The 17,487-nt window shown below is 66.9% G+C and carries 16 protein-coding genes; 3 read left to right on the top strand and 13 right to left on the bottom strand.

What is annotated here, in order from left to right:
• Positions 1–36: 36 nt before the first annotated feature.
• The 13 genes from ACIBK2_RS20175 to ACIBK2_RS20115 form a co-directional block, all read right to left on the bottom strand.
• Positions 37–882 carry a hypothetical protein gene (locus tag ACIBK2_RS20175; protein WP_396969038.1) on the bottom strand — a complete coding sequence of 282 codons (846 nt, stop codon included), beginning with the start codon at positions 880–882 and terminating at the stop codon, positions 37–39.
• A 4-nt stretch (positions 883–886) separates the two neighbouring features.
• Positions 887–2,287: a Si-specific NAD(P)(+) transhydrogenase gene (gene sthA / locus ACIBK2_RS20170; protein ID WP_396969037.1), complete on the bottom strand. Its 1,401-nt coding sequence runs from the start codon at positions 2,285–2,287 to the stop codon at positions 887–889.
• 473 nt (positions 2,288–2,760) lie between these two features.
• The gene (locus tag ACIBK2_RS20165) at positions 2,761–3,753 is read right to left on the bottom strand and encodes an LLM class F420-dependent oxidoreductase (protein ID WP_396969036.1); all 993 of its coding nucleotides are present in this window, start codon (positions 3,751–3,753) and stop codon (positions 2,761–2,763) included.
• A 123-nt stretch (positions 3,754–3,876) separates the two neighbouring features.
• Entirely contained in the window at positions 3,877–4,815 is a 939-nt protein-coding gene (locus ACIBK2_RS20160; RefSeq protein WP_396969035.1) for a TauD/TfdA dioxygenase family protein, read from the bottom strand.
• Between the two features lie 111 nt (positions 4,816–4,926).
• On the bottom strand, positions 4,927–5,253 hold the full coding sequence (locus ACIBK2_RS20155; RefSeq protein ID WP_396969034.1) for a 4Fe-4S dicluster domain-containing protein: 327 nt from the start codon (positions 5,251–5,253) through the stop codon (positions 4,927–4,929).
• A complete protein-coding gene (locus ACIBK2_RS20150; protein ID WP_396969033.1) occupies positions 5,250–6,830 on the bottom strand; it encodes an FAD-dependent oxidoreductase in 1,581 nt (526 codons plus the stop codon). The genes ACIBK2_RS20155 and ACIBK2_RS20150 overlap by 4 nt, the downstream gene beginning before the upstream one ends.
• Positions 6,827–8,167 carry an LLM class flavin-dependent oxidoreductase gene (locus tag ACIBK2_RS20145; RefSeq protein ID WP_396969032.1) on the bottom strand — a complete coding sequence of 447 codons (1,341 nt, stop codon included), beginning with the start codon at positions 8,165–8,167 and terminating at the stop codon, positions 6,827–6,829. The genes ACIBK2_RS20150 and ACIBK2_RS20145 overlap by 4 nt, the downstream gene beginning before the upstream one ends.
• Before the next feature lie 29 nt (positions 8,168–8,196).
• Positions 8,197–9,075 carry an ABC transporter permease gene (locus ACIBK2_RS20140; RefSeq protein ID WP_396969031.1) on the bottom strand — a complete coding sequence of 293 codons (879 nt, stop codon included), beginning with the start codon at positions 9,073–9,075 and terminating at the stop codon, positions 8,197–8,199.
• Positions 9,068–9,919 carry an ABC transporter ATP-binding protein gene (locus ACIBK2_RS20135; RefSeq protein ID WP_396969030.1) on the bottom strand — a complete coding sequence of 284 codons (852 nt, stop codon included), beginning with the start codon at positions 9,917–9,919 and terminating at the stop codon, positions 9,068–9,070. Before ACIBK2_RS20135 ends, ACIBK2_RS20140 begins: the two co-directional genes overlap by 8 nt.
• Positions 9,916–10,998 carry an ABC transporter substrate-binding protein gene (locus ACIBK2_RS20130; protein WP_396969029.1) on the bottom strand — a complete coding sequence of 361 codons (1,083 nt, stop codon included), beginning with the start codon at positions 10,996–10,998 and terminating at the stop codon, positions 9,916–9,918. The genes ACIBK2_RS20135 and ACIBK2_RS20130 overlap by 4 nt, the downstream gene beginning before the upstream one ends.
• A gap of 298 nt (positions 10,999–11,296) precedes the next feature.
• Positions 11,297–12,031, bottom strand: coding sequence for an IclR family transcriptional regulator (locus ACIBK2_RS20125; protein WP_396969028.1), 735 nt, complete (start codon positions 12,029–12,031; stop codon positions 11,297–11,299).
• A 92-nt stretch (positions 12,032–12,123) separates the two neighbouring features.
• Positions 12,124–12,855: a class I SAM-dependent DNA methyltransferase gene (locus ACIBK2_RS20120; protein WP_396969027.1), complete on the bottom strand. Its 732-nt coding sequence runs from the start codon at positions 12,853–12,855 to the stop codon at positions 12,124–12,126.
• A gap of 66 nt (positions 12,856–12,921) precedes the next feature.
• Positions 12,922–14,322, bottom strand: coding sequence for a glycosyltransferase (locus ACIBK2_RS20115; RefSeq protein ID WP_396969026.1), 1,401 nt, complete (start codon positions 14,320–14,322; stop codon positions 12,922–12,924).
• A 307-nt stretch (positions 14,323–14,629) separates the two neighbouring features.
• On the opposite strand from ACIBK2_RS20115, the gene ACIBK2_RS20110 reads away from it, so the two are divergent.
• From ACIBK2_RS20110 to mgtE, 3 genes are all read left to right on the top strand, one after another.
• On the top strand, positions 14,630–15,220 hold the full coding sequence (locus ACIBK2_RS20110; protein ID WP_396969025.1) for a DJ-1/PfpI family protein: 591 nt from the start codon (positions 14,630–14,632) through the stop codon (positions 15,218–15,220).
• A gap of 62 nt (positions 15,221–15,282) precedes the next feature.
• Positions 15,283–15,792, top strand: a complete 510-nt coding sequence (locus ACIBK2_RS20105) for a hypothetical protein (protein WP_396969024.1) — start codon at positions 15,283–15,285, stop codon at positions 15,790–15,792.
• Between the two features lie 279 nt (positions 15,793–16,071).
• Positions 16,072–17,430, top strand: coding sequence for a magnesium transporter (gene mgtE, locus ACIBK2_RS20100; RefSeq protein ID WP_396969023.1), 1,359 nt, complete (start codon positions 16,072–16,074; stop codon positions 17,428–17,430).
• Positions 17,431–17,487: the final 57 nt, after the last annotated feature.

The following is a 17,487-nucleotide window of genomic DNA, read 5'->3' as shown; positions in this document are numbered from 1 at the left end:
AGTTGGCCGACGCGCACCAGTTCGGTGGCGCGGGCCTCACCAGCCTCCGTCGAAAAAGGCGGCGAGCGCCGGGCCGGGGTCCGCCGCGGTGCCCGTGTTCGCCACCGCGACAAGGAGAACCGCCACCGACGTCGCCGTGGCGAGAACGCCCGATGCCGCCGATACGCGCCTCGTCCGCCGGTCGGTCGACCCCGTTCTGGCGAACCTTCTCCAGAACATCACGCTCATGCCGACAAAGATGAGCGCGACGACCGCAGCGAGCACCGCCATTGCCAGGTGATATCGAGAAAAGTCGCTGATCATCACTTCGAGGGCGGGCGAGGTTCGGCCGCCCGCATTCCTGGAGTCGGCCAGTTGCTGCCGGATTTGTTCGAGCGCCGGGGCGAGCGCTCCGTCCGCGGTGCTGGCCGTCAGCATCGGTAGCAGCGAGGCGAACGGCGCTGCCGCACCTTGAATATTGGCCATTACCAACACCATTGAGCACAGCGCCAGTATCGTGGCAAGACCGCAGCCCGATGCGAGAGCGACCCGCTTGCTCACCCGTACTCCATCGGCGCGCAGGAAGGCCTGCCAGAGCAGAACGCCGAGCGCAACGAGCACGATCAGTAAGGCCGCCGCGGTCACGGCCTTGGCCACGTGATAGCGAAACCAGTAGTCCACTACCCGCGCCAAGCTCGGCGGGAAATCCCGATCACCGGCACCCCAGTACTCGACGAACGCCACGCGCAGCGCGTCGCGGAGCTCACCCTCATCGGCGAACCCGCCGCTCGACCCGCCCGCCGCGAGCAGGCGCGGGGCGAAAACGAAGGCGCCGGCGAGTGCCACAGCGAGGGCGACGAGCGCCGTGAGTATGCGGCCGGAGATGCCCGCGGAGCGTGCCACCCGGTCAGTCCATTCGCTCGATCTGCCGGATCTTGTTCATCGCGTCCAGGGCGGCGACCTTGTAGGACTCGGCCAGCGTCGGGTAGTTGAACACCGCGTCCACCAGATAGTCCACCGTGCCGCCGCAACCCATCACCGCCTGGCCGATGTGCACCAGTTCGGTTGCGCCGGTGCCGAATACGTGTACACCGAGCAGCGACCGGTTCTCGCATGAGACCAAAAGCTTGAGCACGCCGTAGGAGTCGCCGATGATCTGGCCCCTGGCCAGCTCGCGATACCGGGAAACGCCGACCTCGAACGGAATTCGCGCCGCGGTGAGCTCGTCCTCGGTCTTACCGATGAAGCTGATCTCCGGAATCGTGTAGATGCCGATCGGCTGCAACGACGACAGTGCCTGCACCGGTTCGCCGCACGCGTGGTGCGCGGCCAGCCGCCCCTGCTCCATCGAGGTCGCGGCCAGCGCGGGGAACCCGATCACGTCGCCGACCGCGTAGATGTGCGGCACCTCGGTCCGGAAGAACTCGTCCACCTCGATCCGGCCACGCTTGTCCGCGCTCAGCCCGGCCTTCTCCAGCCGCAGGCTCGCCGTCATGCCCTGCCTGCCCGCCGAATACATGACCACCTCGGCCGGAATCTTCTTGCCGCTCGCCATGATCGCGATGGCCCCGCGCGGATGCCGCTCGACCGCGGTAACCGTCTCCTGGAAGCGGAAGGTCACCGCGAGATCGCGCAGGTGATACTTGAGTGCCTCGACCACCTCGATATCGCAGAAGTCCAGCATCCGCTCCCGCGATTCCACCACGGTCACCTTGCACCCGAGCGCCGCGAACATCGACGCGTACTCGATGCCGATCACCCCCGCGCCGACCACGATCATCGACTGCGGCACCCGCTCCAACTCCAGAATGCCGTCGGAGTCGATCACGGTCTTGCCGTCGAAGTCCACCGTGTCCGGCCGGGCGGGCTGAGTGCCGGTGGCGATCACGATGTTCGCCGCGGTCACCTTCGCTTCCTGACCGGTGCCGTCGATCACCTCGACGGTGTGTTCGTCCACGAAGGCGCCGAGCCCGGGCAACAGGGCAACTCGGTTGCGGGACAACTGATTACGGACCACATCGACCTCACGGCCGATCACATGCTGCGCCCGCGAGAGCAGATCGGCGACGGTGATGTCGTCCTTGACCCGATAACTCTGCCCATACATCTCGCGCTGACTCAGCCCCGTCAGGTACAGCACCGCCTCGCGCAACGTCTTGGACGGAATGGTGCCGGTATTGATACACACCCCACCGACCATGTCCCGCCGCTCCACCACGGCCGCCCGTTTCCCGAGCTTCGCGGTGGCGATCGCCGCCTTCTGGCCGCCGGGCCCCGACCCGAGAACCAGCACGTCGTAGTCGTACATGCGCCAAGTCTGACAGTGGAATATGAAATCCACGGTCGCTTCGAGTAACCGATCGAGCGAACACGCGGGACCGCCGCCGGCTATGCCACCGCCCGCACCTCGGTCACGGCGTACTCGAGCGGTTCATGATCGGCGTAATTAGCGATGCCGACACCAACGAACCGACCAACGTGTTCGACAGTCATCCGCGCCCTCCCGCCAATCGACCGACCGAGAATAGTCCCGAGCACGCCGCGAAACCGGGAGATCACGAACACCGGCAGCTGTTAGCGGATTTCGGGCCATGCGACCGAGTCGGCCATCATCAACGTGACGGTACGCCCGGCGCCAGCACATCGGTATCGGCTGTTCGCACGACCGGCGGAGTCATTTATGCAGATCAAACTTGCGGGCGACGGGCCTCAACAAGGAGGGTCGTACGTGAGCCGCGGTGCCGCCGGACCCGGCGGCACCGCGAATGAAAACCTCTTCGCTCAGGCGAGGGCGGGAGCTACTTCCTTCTCGAAGAGTTCGATGCCGGAGGTGTCGTAGGCGGCCTCGGGGAAGTTGAAGATGGCGTAGCCGAGGCCGAGGTCGCGGATTGCGGTGAGGCGTTCGATGACCTGTTCCGGCGTGCCGACCGCGAAGGAGGGACGGTACATGTTGTCCACGTACGTCTTTGCCTCGTCGTCGCCGATCGCCGAGGCCAGTTTGGCCTGGACCTCGGCAAGTCGTTCCTCGACTTCGGCTTCGGTGGACGCGATCACCGCGTTGAAGTTCGAGGAGCGGACGATGGCGTCGAAATCGGTGCCGACGTCGGCGCAGTGGGCGCGCAGGATCTCGGACTTGGCCGCGAACTCGTCCGGCGCGCCGCTGAAGTTGGTGTACTGGGCGTACTTCGCCGCGATCTTCAGGGTCTTCTTCTCGCCGCCGCCCGCGATCCACACCGGAATCCCGCCGTCCTGCAACGGAAGTGGCCGCACGATGGCCTCGTCGACCTGGTAGTGCTTGCCGTCCAGGGTGGCCTTACCGGTGGTCCACGCCTGCTTGAAGATCTGCACGCCCTCGTCCAACCGGCCGAGCCGCTCGCCCGCGCCGGGGAAGCCGTAACCGTAAGCGCGCCATTCGTGTTCGTACCAGCCGCCGCCGATGCCCATCTCGACCCGGCCGCCCGAGATCAGGTCGACGGTGGCCGCGACCTTCGCCAGGTAGGCCGGATTGCGGTAGCTCATCGCGGTGCACATCTGCCCGAGCCGGATCCGCGAGGTGGACGCCGCGAACGCCGACATCAGGGTCCACGCCTCGTGCGTCGCCTCCTCGGTCGGCACCGGAACGGTGTGGAAGTGGTCGTACACCCACAGGGACTCCCAGGTGTCACTGGCATCCGCGCGTTGCGCGAGATCCCGCATCACCCGCCACTGGTCCGCCGGGTCGATGCCGACCAGGTCGAGCCGCCAGCCCTGCGGGATGAAGATGCCGAAGCGCACAGATTTCTCCTTCGTGTGTTTGCCCCAAACCTAGTCAATCATCCCGTGATGGGTCGATCGCGGCTTGGCGGCAGCGCAGTGCCCGGCCGAGCGCAGCCCGGCCGGGCACCTACCTGTCTACTCCTACGCGCCGGTGAACTGCGCCCCGGCGATGGACGTGGACGGCGCACCGTCCACGCCGACCGGGATGTCGCCCTCCAGCGTCGTCCGGTACAGCACCCGGGTGACGTCGAGATGATCGAGGTCGCTCGGCGCGAGATGCGCCGTCACCCGGTTGTCCCAGAACGCGATGCTGCCTTTCGCCCAGCGGAACCGGACGGTGTAGGCGGGGTTGGACACCTCGTCGAACAGCAGCTTCAGCAGCGCGTCGCTCTGATTGGGGCTCAATCCGACGATGCGGGTGGTGAAGCCCGGGTTGACGAACAGTGCCCGCTCGCCGGTCACCGGATGCACCCGGACCACCGGATGCTCGGTGACCAACGGCGCGGCGGCCACCTTCTTGGCGTAGTCGCTGTCCTCCTGCCAGACCGGCCTGCGCCCGCCGAACCGATGCTCGGCGCGCAGCCCCTCGACGAAACGCTGCAGCGATTCCGGCAGGTTCTCGTAGGCGGCGACCAGGTTCGTCCAGCCGGTGTCGCCGCCCTGTGCGGGCGCGATCTCGGCCCGCAGGATCGAGGCGGCGGGCGGGTTGATCAGCGGCGAGACGTCGGTGTGCCAGAAGTTGGTGTAGCTGAATTTCTTTACACCGAAACGTTTTTCGTACAACCGGCTGTCCACGGCGAGGATCTCCGGGAACTCGGTCGGCGCGTCGGTGTCGTAGGGATGCGACGGGGTGACCGCGCCGAACCGCCGGGAGAAGGCGATCTGCTCGGCGTGCCCGATGTGCTGGTCGCGGAAGAACAGCACCTTGTGCTTGTGCAGCGCGGCGGTGATCTGCTCGACCTGCTGGTCGGTGAGTGTCTCGCGCAGATCGACACCGGCGATATCTGCGCCGATGTACCCGGCGACCGGGGTGATCCGCAGGGTGTCGGTGGTGGCGATCGGTTCGTGCACCGTGGTCATGGGAACCTCGCTAGGGAAAGGTGTGGTGGGGGAGGCGGGTTCGATCGCCGGGACGACAGGCGCTGCGGCACATCCGCATGAAGTCGATCTCGCGGCGTTTCGTCAACGGCGTCATGGCAATTCGGGTCCGATCGCGTAGCGCGCGCCCAGCGGGCCACCGCCCCAGCCGAGCGCCTTGCGGTAGCTGCCCAACAGGCCGTGTTCGATCAGATATGCCTCATCGCGCTGAACATCGTCCGGCGCAAGCGGTTCCGTGCGCGCGGCGACGAACAGCGCGTCGGCCGGGCAGTATGCCTCGCACATGAAGCACGTCTGGCAGTCGGATTGCCGTGCGAGCAGCGGGATTCCGTCCGCGCCACGATCGAAGACGTGGGTGGGGCAGACCTCGATGCACTTGTCGCATTCGATGCATCGGTCGACCGAGACCAGTTCGATCATGCCGACACCAGCTGTGACTGAGCCAGGAACGTCGGTTCCGGTGCGGTCCACAGCTCGTCGAGCCCGCCGGTGATCAGCCGGTGATGCTGGGCCGGATCGAGGTCGGGAAACTCCTGACGCCGCGCCATGCCGCGCGACTCGGTGCGGGCGAGCGCCGCCGTGTACATCCACCGCGCGTGCGCGAGCATCGCCGCCGCCGAGCGCACCTTGGACGGATCCTGTTCCGCGAAGGTCAAACTCGCCCGAGCCTGCTGCCACATCTCGTGCAACGTCGCCAACGCGGGCCGCAGCCGATCGCCGTGCCGGAGGTAGTTCTTGTCGTACGGCAGCACTTCCCGCTGCACCACCGCGACGATGTCGACGGGCCGCAACTCGGTGTCCGGCCGCCCGGTGGGCCGCACACCCGCCCCGCCCGTACCGAACCGTTGCCGATCATCGACCGAATCACCCTGCTGCCGTGCGTATTCCGCTGCTCCCGCGCCCGCCCAACTGCCCGACGACATCGCCCACGCGGCATTGTGACTGCCGCCGCCGGTGAAACCGCCGCAGATCAGTTCCCGGGTCGCGACATCGCCAGCGACATACAGTCCCGGCACGCTGGTCGAACAATCCTCGCCCGCCACGCGAACCCCGCCCGTGCCACGCACGGTCCCTTCGAGCAGCAGCGTGATCGGGAACCGATCGGTGAACGGATCGATCCCCAGCCGGTCGAAGGTGAGGAAGAAGTTCGGCTGCCCGAGCCGCATCGCCCGCCGCTGCGCCGCGTCCGCCCGATCCAGCGTGCAGTACACCGGCCCGTCCAGCAGTGCCCGCGCGATGGGCGAGCGGCTCTTGCCGGACGCACCCGCCAGCGGTTCACCATTGCCCAGGTAGAAGGTCGCGAACGAGTAGTAGGCCGTCTTGGTCACCGAGGTGAACTCCGGCGCGATGGCGTAGGCATTGGAGAACTCCATGCCGGAGAGCTCGGCACCCGCCTCGACCGCCATCAGGGCACCGTCGCCGGTGTTGACGTTGCAGCCCAGCGTCTTCGACAGGAACGCGCAACCACCGGTGGCGAGCACGACTGCCCGCGCGGTGATATCGACGAGTTCACCGGTAGCCAACCGTTGCAGGCGTGCTCCTCCCACCGAACCGTCTGCGGCGGTGAGCAATTCGATCGCCGGAGCATGGTCGAGGATGGGCACTCCGGCGCGTTGCACCCGGAGCCGTTGGCGCCGCATGTATTCCGGCCCTTGCACGCCGGTCCGCAACGGTCGCCCCTCGCGATCGGTCGGAAACGGATAGCGACCGACCTCGGCGAGTTCATTGACCCTGGCATAGGTCTCGTCCAGCACCCGGGCCATCCACCCGCGATCGGCGAGATACCCGCCGAGCGCCTCGCGACTCGCCATCGCCTTCTCGCGCAATTCCGGCTCGGGCTGGACGTACCAGATCCCGGTTCCCGCAGCGGCCGTCGCACCGCTGGAACCGCAGAAACCCTTGTCGGCCAAGACAACCGAGCCGCCGGTGGCCGCGGCCTTCAGCGCCGCCCAGGTACCGGCCGGGCCGCCGCCGAGTACGAGGACGTCGACGGTCATGCGCTCGCCTCGGTCCGTTCTTGCGTGTGCCTGCTTTCCACCGGCCCGAGCCCGTAATGCCCACGCAGCGTGTCCGCCTGGTAGTCGGTGCGGAACAGCCCGCGCTCCTGCAGAATCGGCACCACCTGGTCGACGAAGTCCTCCAGCCCGCCGGGCAGATACGGCGGCATGATGTTGAACCCGTCGGCGGCCCCGTTGTCGAACCAGCTCTGCAACTCGTCGGCGATCTGGGTCGGCGTGCCCGCGAACGTCCGGTGCCCACGCCCACCGCCGAGCTTGCCGATCAACTGCCGCACGGTCAGGTTCTCGTTCGCCGCCAGCTCCTTGACCAACGTGAATCTGCTCTTGTGCGTTTCGATCTCGTTCTCGGTCGGCAGCGGCGGCAGTGGCGCGTCGAGCGCGTGCTCGGTGAGATCGACACCGAGCATGGTGGACAGCTGGCGCAGCGCGTAGTCCGGCGAGATCAGATCGGTGAACTCCTGCTCGAGCGCCTGCGCCTCCTCGGTGGTGTCGGCGATGAACGGCACCAGGCCAGGCAGCACCTTGAGCTCGTCAGCCGAGCGGCCGTACTTCGCCATCCGTGACTTCAGATCCTGATAGAACGCCTGCCCCTCCGCCAAGGTCCGCTGCGCGGTGAACACGGCCTCGGCGTGCCTGGCGGCGAATTCCTTTCCGCTCTCCGATGATCCGGCCTGCACCAGCAGCGGCCGGCCCTGTGGGGTGCGCGGCGAGTTCAACGGTCCACGCACCCGGAAGCGCGGCCCGTCGTAGTCGATGGTGTGCACCTTGTCCGGGTCGGCGAAGATGCCGGACTCCGCGTCGAGCAGGATCGCCTCGGCCTCCCAGCTGTCCCACAGCTGGTTGACCACCTCGACGAACTCCTGCGCTCGCTCATAACGTCGCGCATGCTCGGGCACGCCGTCGTAGCCGAAGTTGAACGCCTCGTCCTCGCCCGCGGACGTGACGATGTTCCACCCGGCTCGACCACCGCTGATGTGGTCGAGCGAGGCGAACTTGCGGGCCAGGTTGAACGGCTCGTGGTAAGTCGTCGACGCGGTCGCGATCAGCCCGACATGCGTGGTGGCGGCGGCGATCGCGGCCAGCAGCGTGATCGGTTCGAAGACCGCGAGGGTGTTGCGCTTGATCCGCGGACCGACCGCGAGCCCGTCGGCGAAGAACACCGAATCCAGCTTGCCGCGTTCGGCGATCTGACCCAACTCCTGGAAGTGCCGGACATCGAGCACCCGGTGCGCCTCGGTGCGCGGATGCCGCCACGCGGCCTCGTGATGACCGACGCCCATCAGGAAGGCATTGAGGTGGAACTGTTTACCAGACATGGTTCTTCCTTGCGTTGCGGAGCGGATGGTCAGGCGTTCGGTTCGGTGCGCCAGCGCGAGAATCGGCGTTCGAGGGCGACCAGCAGGCCGTTGAAGGCCAGCCCGAGCAGTGAGATGGCGATGATCCCCGCGTACATGTTCGGGATCTGGAAGTTCTGCTGTGCGGCGGTGATGAGATAGCCGAGTCCCGCTCTGGCGCCGAACATTTCGGCGGCCAGCAGCACCAGGATCGAACTGGCCGCCGCCATCCGCAGGCCGGTGAAGATGGATGGCAGCGCGGCGGGCAGGATCACCTTCTGGAACAACCGAATCGGCGAGAGACCGAGCGACACAGCGGATTTGATCAGCAGCGGCTCGACGGTACGGACACCGCTGATCGTGTTCAGCAGGATCGGGAAGGCGCTCGCGTACACCACCAGGGCGATCTTCGAGGTCTCGCCGATGCCCAGGATCAGGATGAACACCGGCAGCAGGGCCAGCGCCGCGGTGTTGCGGAACAGCTCCAGGATCGGGTTGAGGAAGTCCGCCACCGGCTTGTACCAGGCGATCGACACGCCGAGCGGGATGGCCACGGTCAGCGCGATCGCGTAACCGGCCAGCGAGCGACTCAGGCTGGCCGAGATGTGCGTCCACAGCTCACCGCTCACGACCAGGTCGACGAAGGCCTGCGCGACCACCGAGAACGGCGGCAGGAACACCTCGTCCACCAGTCCGAGCGCGGGCGCGACCTGCCACAGCAGCAGGAACAGCGCGATCACGATGGTCGGCTTGAACACCCGCCAGGCGAAACGACCGACCAGCCGGACCGCGCGTGCTCCGGCGTCGAACGACCGATCCGTGGCGGGGCGATCAGGTGGGGCGACGCTCACCACGATCGAACGCTCGGTGAAGTCCACTGCACTAGACATGGGTCAGCCTCTCGATATTCGCTTCGGCCTGGGTTGTTTTGTCCGACAGCGACTCTCGCTCCAGCGACGCCGCCCGCTGCACCTCGCTCTGCAGCAGCGTCCAGATCTCGTGGCGGTAGTCCCGGAACCGCTCGGACGAGCGGATATCGCCGCCCGCCTCCCGGTCGATCGCCACCTCGACGACCGCCTTGATTCGACCGGGCCGCGAGGTCAGCACCGCAACCCGCTGGCCGAGGTACACCGCCTCATCGATGCCGTGCGTGATGAAAAGCACGGTCTTGCCGGTGGCCCGCCAAATACGTAACAGCTCGTCCTGCAACGACTCCCGGGTCTGCGCGTCGAGCGCGGCGAACGGCTCGTCCATCAGCAACACCTCCGGATCGAAGGCCAGGCTGCGCGCGATGGCGACCCGCTGCTTCATGCCGCCGGACAGCTCGTGCGGGTAGCGATCACCGAACCCGGTCAGCCCCACCAACTCCAGGTAGTGCTCGGCGATCTCGCGCCGGGCCCTGCGGCGTAATCCCTTGGCCTCCAGGCCGAATTCGATATTGCTGCGCGCCGTGCGCCACGGCAGCAGCGCGTACTGCTGGAACACGACGCCGCGATCCAGTCCCGGCCCGGTGATCGGCTTGCCATCCAGCAGGATCTCGCCCGAGGTCGGCTTGCTCAGCCCGCCGAGCAGATCGAGCAGGGTCGACTTCCCGGATCCGCTCGGACCGACCAGCACGAGGAACTCGCCCTCGCGCAGCTCCAGCGAAATGTCTTCGATGGCAGTGAATTTCTCGTTCGAGCCGCGGATGGCGAACTGCTTGTGCACCCCGGTCAGCGACAGTTTCGCGGTCATTTCGACGCCACCGCCTCGCCGGTCGGGCCGCTCTGCGGGGTGAAGGTGCCGTTGGCGTACGGGTTGTCCTTGTTGGTGAACAGATCCGTTGCCTTCAGCTGGCCGTCCTTCAGCTCGCCGTTGCGCACCAGCCAGTCGATCCAGATCTGCAGTTCCTTCTCGGCGATCACGGCGCCGGGCACCGGAATCCCGGAGCTCTTCCAGTACTTGATCAGCCCGGTGTTCTCGTTGCGCGCGCGCTTTTCGATGATCGAGGTGAACCGCGCGAGCACCTGGTCACGGGGCGTGACCTGCAGCCAGCGGGTCGCGCGGGCGGTGCCCTGCACGAAATCCTTGACCGCCTCCGGGTTCTTGGCGATGAAGTCGTTGCGGAAGACGTACGTGCCGTAGTCGAAGGTGCCGAACAGCCCCTTGTCGGTGAACAGCGGGTGGATACCGCCGCGCTCGACCGCGGTTTCGCGGAAGATGCTGCCCAGCGTGCCCACCTCGATCTGGTTCTTGCGCAGCGCATCCTCGGTGTTCGCCGGCGGCACCACCGTCAGTTCCACCTGCTTGATCTCCTTGTCGGACAGGCCCTGCTGGTGCAGCCATTCCCGGGTGATGAACTCGTGGTGCGCGCCGAGGGTGTTCACGCCGACCTTCTTGCCGATGAGGTCGCGCGCGGAATTGATGCCGGAATCGTCACGGACGAAGTAGCCGGTGAACGAATCATCGTCCGAACCATAGGAACTGAGCACCGCGGTCACCTTCGCGCCGCCCGCGATCAGTTTCACCACCGCGCCATTGAACGCGCTACCGAATTCCACCTGATTCGTCGCCGCCGCCTGAATATTGGCCGGGCCGCTGGTGGTGTCGCCCTCCCAGCGCAGCGCGATTTTGCTGAAATAGCCGAGATCCTCGGCCAATTCGTAGGCGGAGACCTGACCGGTGGCACCCTGATAACGGAGCACGGTCTTGCCGTCGGCGGTGCTGCCCGGCTCGGACTTGCCGCAGCCTGCGAGTACGGAAACGCCGGTGAGCAGGGCGAGGGCCACGGCGAACGCGCGGACCGCGCGGCGTGGGGGAGCGGAGGAGGGCATGCTGGAAGTCCTTCGAATAAATGCGCGTGCGAATGGGAAAAGGGCACGGCGACAACAGAAGAGAAGCGACAATGGAATGCGGACGCCGGGAAACTGGCGTCAGCGGCGACAGATCCCGTGCGGCACCCGCATCAGGTCGATCGCGCGGCGGCGGATCAGCGCGGTAGGTGTCAACTCTTCGAGACTTCCGTGAACTGTGGCGGGCGCCGGATTAGGTGCCCCATGGCCTTCTATGGTGTTGCCCTGCGCTGCGCCAGACAACGGCCATTCCACATTGTGAAAACCGCGGTGAGTTTAATTACGGCGTGTATATCCCCTGGGCGGAGCTGTTCTGCACGACCCCGCCGATCCGGACGGCGATCTGACGCATCGCGGGCAGGATCTCGCGCACCAGTTCATCGTTCAGCCGCGCCGAACGCGCCTGCACGCTCAACGCACCCCACACCTGCTTGTCCGCGCCGAACACGGGCACCGCGACGGACCGGATCGGATCGTCCGCACCCTCGAACTCCTCGACCGCGAAACCCTTGCGCCGCACCAGATCCAACTCGGTGGCGAGATAGGCGGCGGCGGGCAGATGGGCGAGCAGCGCCCGCCCCGACGCGCTCGAACCCAGCGGTTGCCGCAAACGCGGCAGCTGATGGGTGCAGAACCGCACCGGCGGCCGCGCCTGCAGCACCGTCACCGCGTCCCGCGCATCGGCGACGCTCAAACTCGTCGTGATCCGGATCCCCGCCGCGAGGGCATACATATGTGGTGCGGCCGAGTCGATCCCGAGCCTGGTCAGCGCGGGCCGAGCCAGCGTCGCCAGCCCCTGCCCGACCCGATACCGGTCGGTGACCGGATCCTGCTCCAGCAGCCGCCCGCGCACCAACGCCTGCGCGAGCCGATGCGCCGTACTCACCGGCACCCCCGCCAGATGCGCCAACTCGCTGATCGACAGCTCCGGATCGTCACCCTCGAAGCAATTCAGCAGATGCACCGCCCGCTCGACGGCCTGCGATCCCGAACGTGGCTGGTCGGCAGTAGCCATAGCGCCCTCCTGGCTGTTTCGCTCCAACCGGCCAACTCTCCCGTGGCACGGTCGCGCGAACAACCCTTCGACGCCGGATGCGTCTAACCCTGTCAGCCGATGGGCTTTTCCCAGATCGACACGTGTTTGCGGCTCTCGTTGGTGATGGGTTCGCGCAGCCAGCCACCCCAGCGCTCGCGCAGTCGCAGCCCGGCGAGCTGGGCCATCAGATCGAGCTCGGCGGGCCACACGTAGCGGAACGGGATCGATCGGTATTCGCCTCGGCCGTCGGCTATTTCGAGGTAGTTCGAGCTCATCTGCTGGGTGGCGACGTCATAGCGGTCGAAGGCCCAGCTGGTCGGGCTGTCGTGGAACGGGACCATGGTCTGACCGGGCGGCAGGCTGCGCAGGTCGGGGACGCCGACCTCGATGACGAAGCAGCCGCCTGGTTCGAGATGGGCGGCGACGTTGGCGAAACACGCGACCTGCTCGGCTTGTGTGGTCAGGTTCATGATGGTGTTGAAGACCAGGTAGGCGACGGAAAACTGGCCGTCCACCCGAGTTGTCGCGAAGTCGCCGATCGTCACGCCGATCGCGGCGCTGTCGGGTTTGGCGCGCAGCCGGGTGACCATCGCGGGCGACAGTTCGATGCCGTGCACCGGGACGTCGCGGCGCGCCAGCGGTAAGGCGATACGCCCCGTGCCGATGCCGAGTTCCAAGGCCCGGCCGCCGTCCGCGAGCCGCACGAGCAGGTCGACCATCGGTCCGACGACATCCGGCTCGAACAATTCCGCGTACGACTCGTCGTATTTGGCCGCTACCCGCTCGCCGAAGTGGTCGTCCATGGCCGGACCGTACCGCGCCAAACCCACACGGCGCACATGCTTTTCACGCAGCCGCCGACTGTCTGGTCAGCGATCGCGGCGCTGCCAGGTGGTCCAGTAGCGGTCTTCGGTGGGCGGGGAGTCGTTGGGCGGGAGGACAATCGGGTCCGGCTCGCCCTGAGTGATTTCCGGCGCAACCTCATTGGTCGGGTAGGGATGGGAACTGTGGATCGGCGTGGCACCGGTCTTGGCCGCGTGTCCGATCGGGTGCCCGGCGAAATGTCGTTCCAGCAGTTCGGCGCCGCGCAGCGTGCCACCGGCCGCCGCGAACCCGGCGGCCACGCTGGCCGCGCCTGTCCGGCAGGCCATCGCCTTGTCGATACCGGCGCGCAGGGTGGCTACGGTGAGCCGCTTCGCGGACACCCAGCTGCCCGCCTCGTTGGTGACCACCCGCCGTGCCACCTCGGACTGGCCACGGCCGAACGGCACCACGCACACCGGAACGCCTGCGGCCAAGGCCTTTTGGGTGATCCCCGTGCCGCCGTGCGAGACGACGACGGCGGCCCGGTCGAGTAGCAGGTGGTGCGGCACGAACTGCTCGACCCGCGCGTTCGGCGGGACGGTGAACGTTTCAGGGTCGATGGCGCCGGAGGTGACGACCGTGTACAGCCCGCTGTCGGCCAGCGCGTCCATCGCGGCCTGCGCGAGTTTGCCGTCGTCCTGGAACTCGGTCGAACAGGTCACCAGCGCCAGCGGCCGATCGATCTCGTCCAGCCAGGCGGGCGGTTCGACGTCCGGTGCCCACAGGCCGGGCCCGATCTGGTGCACTGTCAGCGGCCAGTCGCCGCGCGCGTCGTCGAACGGCGGCGCGGTGAAGTTGAGCATGAGGGGTGGCTGCCGCAGGTAGTCGACGGTGTTGTCCAACTGATCCAGCCCGTAGTACTGACGCATGTGATTGAGCTGCGGCAGCACCTCGTTCCATCGGCGATTGAGGAACCAGGCCAGGCTGTTGTCGCGGGCCCGGCCGAGCAGGCCGGTGCGCGGCCGCAGTCCGGGGCCGAAGGGCGGCGCGTCGCGCGAGGGGATCGGCAGCAGCGCCGGTGCCCACGACGCCCACGGCAGCCCGCTGGCCTCGGCGAGGATGTGCGCGCCGGGCGCGGTGACGTCGATCAGAAGCGCGTCCGGTCGTTCGGCGATGATCGCGCTGCGCAAGGCCTGGATCTCGTCCGGGATGCGGCCGATGAGGGCGCGCAACGCCGCGCGCAGCGTCGCGATCCGCGAGGTGGTCGCCCAGTCGTCGAGGGTGTCGCGCGCCAGCGCCGGCGGCAGGTCGCGCACCGTGATGCCGAACGGTTCCAAGGCCTCCTCGCTGCCGGGCAGCGTCAGCACGGTCACGTCGTGGCCCCGCGATACCAGCTCCGCCAGGACCGGCGCGACCGGATACAGGTGTCCTTTTGCCGGTGAGGTGAATGCCAGTATTTTGGTCATGCCACAGGCTAACTTGCAGCTAATAGCCACGTCACCTGTTCGAAGATAACGTTATGGGCCATGGAAGAGGGTTGCGGTCCGTGATTCGCTGGACCATAACGCGTGATGCCAGCGGCTTTTTACCGGAATGCCGTGATGGTCGGTCCGCCCGTCGGGTGGGAACCAAACTTGAGGTACGAGAAAGCCACTAGCCCGTTGTGAGTTTCTTGGCAAATGATTGGCTGACAGTTCGGGACACGGTGTCGTCCGCCATCGACCGCTACGGTCGATAGGAGATCCAGCGAGTGCTTCCGGCATGAGGAGAGCTATGACGCGCACCATCGGCCTGCTGCTGTTCCCCGGAGTCGAAGAGCTCGACGCGGTCGGTCCCTGGGAGGTGCTCGCCTTCTGGACCCAGTTCTACCCCGACGACGGCTACACGGCCTTCACGTTCTCGATGGACGGCGGACCGATCAAGTGCGCGAAGGGGATGACGATCGAGGCGGAGTACTCGTTCGACACCGCGCCGCGCCGGGACGTGCTGATCTTCCCCGGCGGCATGGGCACCCGGCCGATGATCGACGACGAGGCGATGCTGACCTGGACCAGGGCGCAACGCGCAACGACGCCGCTGATCACCAGCGTGTGCACCGGTTCGCTGGTGCTCGCGTCGGCTGGGCTGCTGGCCGGTCGACCGGCCACCACGCACTGGAAGTCACTCGATCGGCTCGCCGAATTGGATCCAACCATCGAGGTACGCACCGAGGATCGGTACGTCGACGACGGCGACATCATCACCTCGTCGGGTATTTCCGCCGGCATCGACATGGCACTGCACCTGGTGCGACGGCTGGCGAGCGCCGAGCGCGCCAAAGAGGTGCGCCGCCTCATCCAATATGACCCGATGCCGCCGGTCTGACCGCTGTGCGGGCAGAAATTCGCTCGCCTCAACCCAGTTGTCCGAGTCATGCTGGGACGGAAATGACTACAGAAAGACAACCAAGACTCGGCGTAGATTTCGGCCGGGTCATCCAGGGGGCGGCCTTGCAGGCCGGTGCCGCGGACACGGTATTCCTCGCAGGCGGACTCGACGAGGCCCTGCGAACTCCGGCCAGCCCCAACGCTTTCGACGTCCTGCCCCGGCTGGTCCAGCTGTTCGAGGGCAGGGTGTGGGTGATCTCCAAGTGCGGGGAGCGGATCGAACAACGCACCCGGCAATGGCTCGACCATCACGACTTCTACGACCGCGCCGGGATCCCGCGCGACAACCTGCGCTTCTGCCGCAAGCGCGCGGACAAGGCGGGCCACTGCGCCGATCTCGGCATCACGCACATGATCGACGACCGGATCGACGTGCACCACGCGCTGCGTGACCTGGTGCCGCACCTCTACCTTTTCGGCGTGCAGTCGGACCCGGTGCCCGACTGGGTGCAGCATGTGCCCGCCTGGCGCGACGTGGAGACCGCGGTCACAGCCACGCTGGTCGACTGACCATCGCGCTCGTTCGTGGTGAGAACTTCAACCATTTGGCTGTATCCTGCACAAGGATGCTTTCGCATCCGATCAACGTTTCACTGATGGTGCAGGCGAGTCAGGTCTGCGGCAGCGACGAGAAGGAGGTGGGGTTGTCATGCGCAACGAACCTCCCAGTCGAAGGCCGCGCGGCGTCGCCCCTTCGCACTCCTGAGTAGTCAGCGACGGATGGGGCCGGCGCCCGCGGTGTGAATTTCGCGCTCCCATTCACTCACGCGTATTTGCTGAGGACATCCCATGTCGCAGATCATCGAAGTACGTCCGTCGCTGTCCGAATCACTGCAGGACATCGACGACAGCCACCGCGTCGACGCCGCGCTCGCCTGGCTCGACAACCACCCGCCGCATGTCATCGCCGATCAGCTCGCCCGGATGGACGCCGTCCAGGCCGGGATGGCGTTCCGGCTGCTCGACAAGGACCTGGCGCTGGCGGTCTTCGAAGAACTCGAACCGGTCGACCAGCAGCAGATCCTGCAGGGCCTGCGGGACCAGAGCTTCCGCGACCTGATCGAGGGCATGGCACCCGACGACCGGGCCAGGATGCTGCGTGAGGTGCCCGCCAAGGTCGCCAAGAAGGTGCTCGCCGGACTGAGCCCGCGCGAACGGCGGATGACCGCCGCGCTGCTCGGCTACCCGGAGGGTTCGGCGGGCCAGTACATGACCCCCGAGGTCGTCGCGTTGCCGCAGAACCTGACCGTCGCCGAGGCGCTGGCCATGGTGCGGGCCAAGGGCGCCAACGCCGAAACCGTCTACACGCTGCCCGTTGTCGACGCGGGCCGACGGCTGACCGGCATCGTCGAACTGCGCGAGCTGGTGCTCAGCAAGCCGGACACGATGATCGCCGAACTGGTCGTCACCGAACCGGTCTGCGTCCGCGCCACCGACTCCGCCGAGAAGGCGGCCCGGCTGATGCGCGAGACCAACGACCTCAACATGCCTGTGGTGGACAGCGAGAACCGGCTCGTCGGGCTGCTCACCATCGACGACGCGGTCGAGGTCATCGAGGCCGCGGACAGCGAGGACGTGGCCAGGCAGGCGGGCTCGGCACCCTGGGAGGGCCACTACATGGCCGCAGGCGTGTTCCAGCTGGCCCGCTATCGCGCGATGTGGTTGCTGCTGTTGCTGTTCGCCGCGACCCTCACGGTCAGCGTCACCGACATGTTCGAGGGAACGCTGCAGCAGGCCGCGCATCTCGCGCTGTTCATTCCGCTGCTCATCGGCGCGGGTGGTAATGCGGGAGCGCAGGCCGCCACCTCCTGTGTGCGGGCGCTCGCCGTGGGCGAGGTGCGGGTATCCGACCTGTTCAAGGTGATCTGGCGCGAATGCCGGGTCGGCCTGGTGCTCGGATCCATGCTCGCCGCAGCCGGATTGGTGATCGGTGGGCTGTTCGTCGGGCCGCGCGTCGCGGTGGTTGTCGGCATCACCCTGGTGCTGATCTGCGGCTGGGCCGCGACCATCGGCGGCACTATGCCGTTGCTCGCCAAGAAGTTGCGAATCGACCCTGCCGTGGTGTCCGCACCCATGGTCACCACGCTCGTAGACGCCACCGGCCTGATCATCTACTTCACCACCGCCAAGCTGGTCCTCGGTATCTGAGCCGACGCCTCCCGCTGCCGCGGCCGTCCTCTGCGACGGTCGCGGCAGCGGCGTTTA

Origin of the sequence: Nocardia sp. NPDC050175, from assembly GCF_044459885.1 — a bacterium.
Lineage (GTDB): Bacteria > Actinomycetota > Actinomycetes > Mycobacteriales > Mycobacteriaceae > Nocardia.
This window is presented reverse-complemented; position numbering and strand designations above follow the sequence as displayed.

Bases quoted from the DNA above. Each gene is read 5' to 3' on its own strand.
- sthA (WP_396969037.1), bottom strand. From the start codon at position 2,287: ATGTACGACTACGACGTGCTGGTTCTCGGGTCGGGGCCCGGCGGCCAG.
- ACIBK2_RS20160 (WP_396969035.1), bottom strand. From the start codon at position 4,815: ATGACCACGGTGCACGAACCGATCGCCACCACCGACACCCTGCGGATC.
- ACIBK2_RS20155 (WP_396969034.1), bottom strand. From the start codon at position 5,253: ATGATCGAACTGGTCTCGGTCGACCGATGCATCGAATGCGACAAGTGC.
- ACIBK2_RS20150 (WP_396969033.1), bottom strand. From the start codon at position 6,830: ATGACCGTCGACGTCCTCGTACTCGGCGGCGGCCCGGCCGGTACCTGG.
- ACIBK2_RS20145 (WP_396969032.1), bottom strand. From the start codon at position 8,167: ATGTCTGGTAAACAGTTCCACCTCAATGCCTTCCTGATGGGCGTCGGT.
- ACIBK2_RS20140 (WP_396969031.1), bottom strand. From the start codon at position 9,075: ATGTCTAGTGCAGTGGACTTCACCGAGCGTTCGATCGTGGTGAGCGTC.
- ACIBK2_RS20135 (WP_396969030.1), bottom strand. From the start codon at position 9,919: ATGACCGCGAAACTGTCGCTGACCGGGGTGCACAAGCAGTTCGCCATC.
- ACIBK2_RS20130 (WP_396969029.1), bottom strand. From the start codon at position 10,998: ATGCCCTCCTCCGCTCCCCCACGCCGCGCGGTCCGCGCGTTCGCCGTG.
- ACIBK2_RS20125 (WP_396969028.1), bottom strand. From the start codon at position 12,031: ATGGCTACTGCCGACCAGCCACGTTCGGGATCGCAGGCCGTCGAGCGG.
- ACIBK2_RS20120 (WP_396969027.1), bottom strand. From the start codon at position 12,855: ATGGACGACCACTTCGGCGAGCGGGTAGCGGCCAAATACGACGAGTCG.
- ACIBK2_RS20115 (WP_396969026.1), bottom strand. From the start codon at position 14,322: ATGACCAAAATACTGGCATTCACCTCACCGGCAAAAGGACACCTGTAT.
- ACIBK2_RS20110 (WP_396969025.1), top strand. From the start codon at position 14,630: ATGACGCGCACCATCGGCCTGCTGCTGTTCCCCGGAGTCGAAGAGCTC.
- ACIBK2_RS20105 (WP_396969024.1), top strand. From the start codon at position 15,283: ATGACTACAGAAAGACAACCAAGACTCGGCGTAGATTTCGGCCGGGTC.
- mgtE (WP_396969023.1), top strand. From the start codon at position 16,072: ATGTCGCAGATCATCGAAGTACGTCCGTCGCTGTCCGAATCACTGCAG.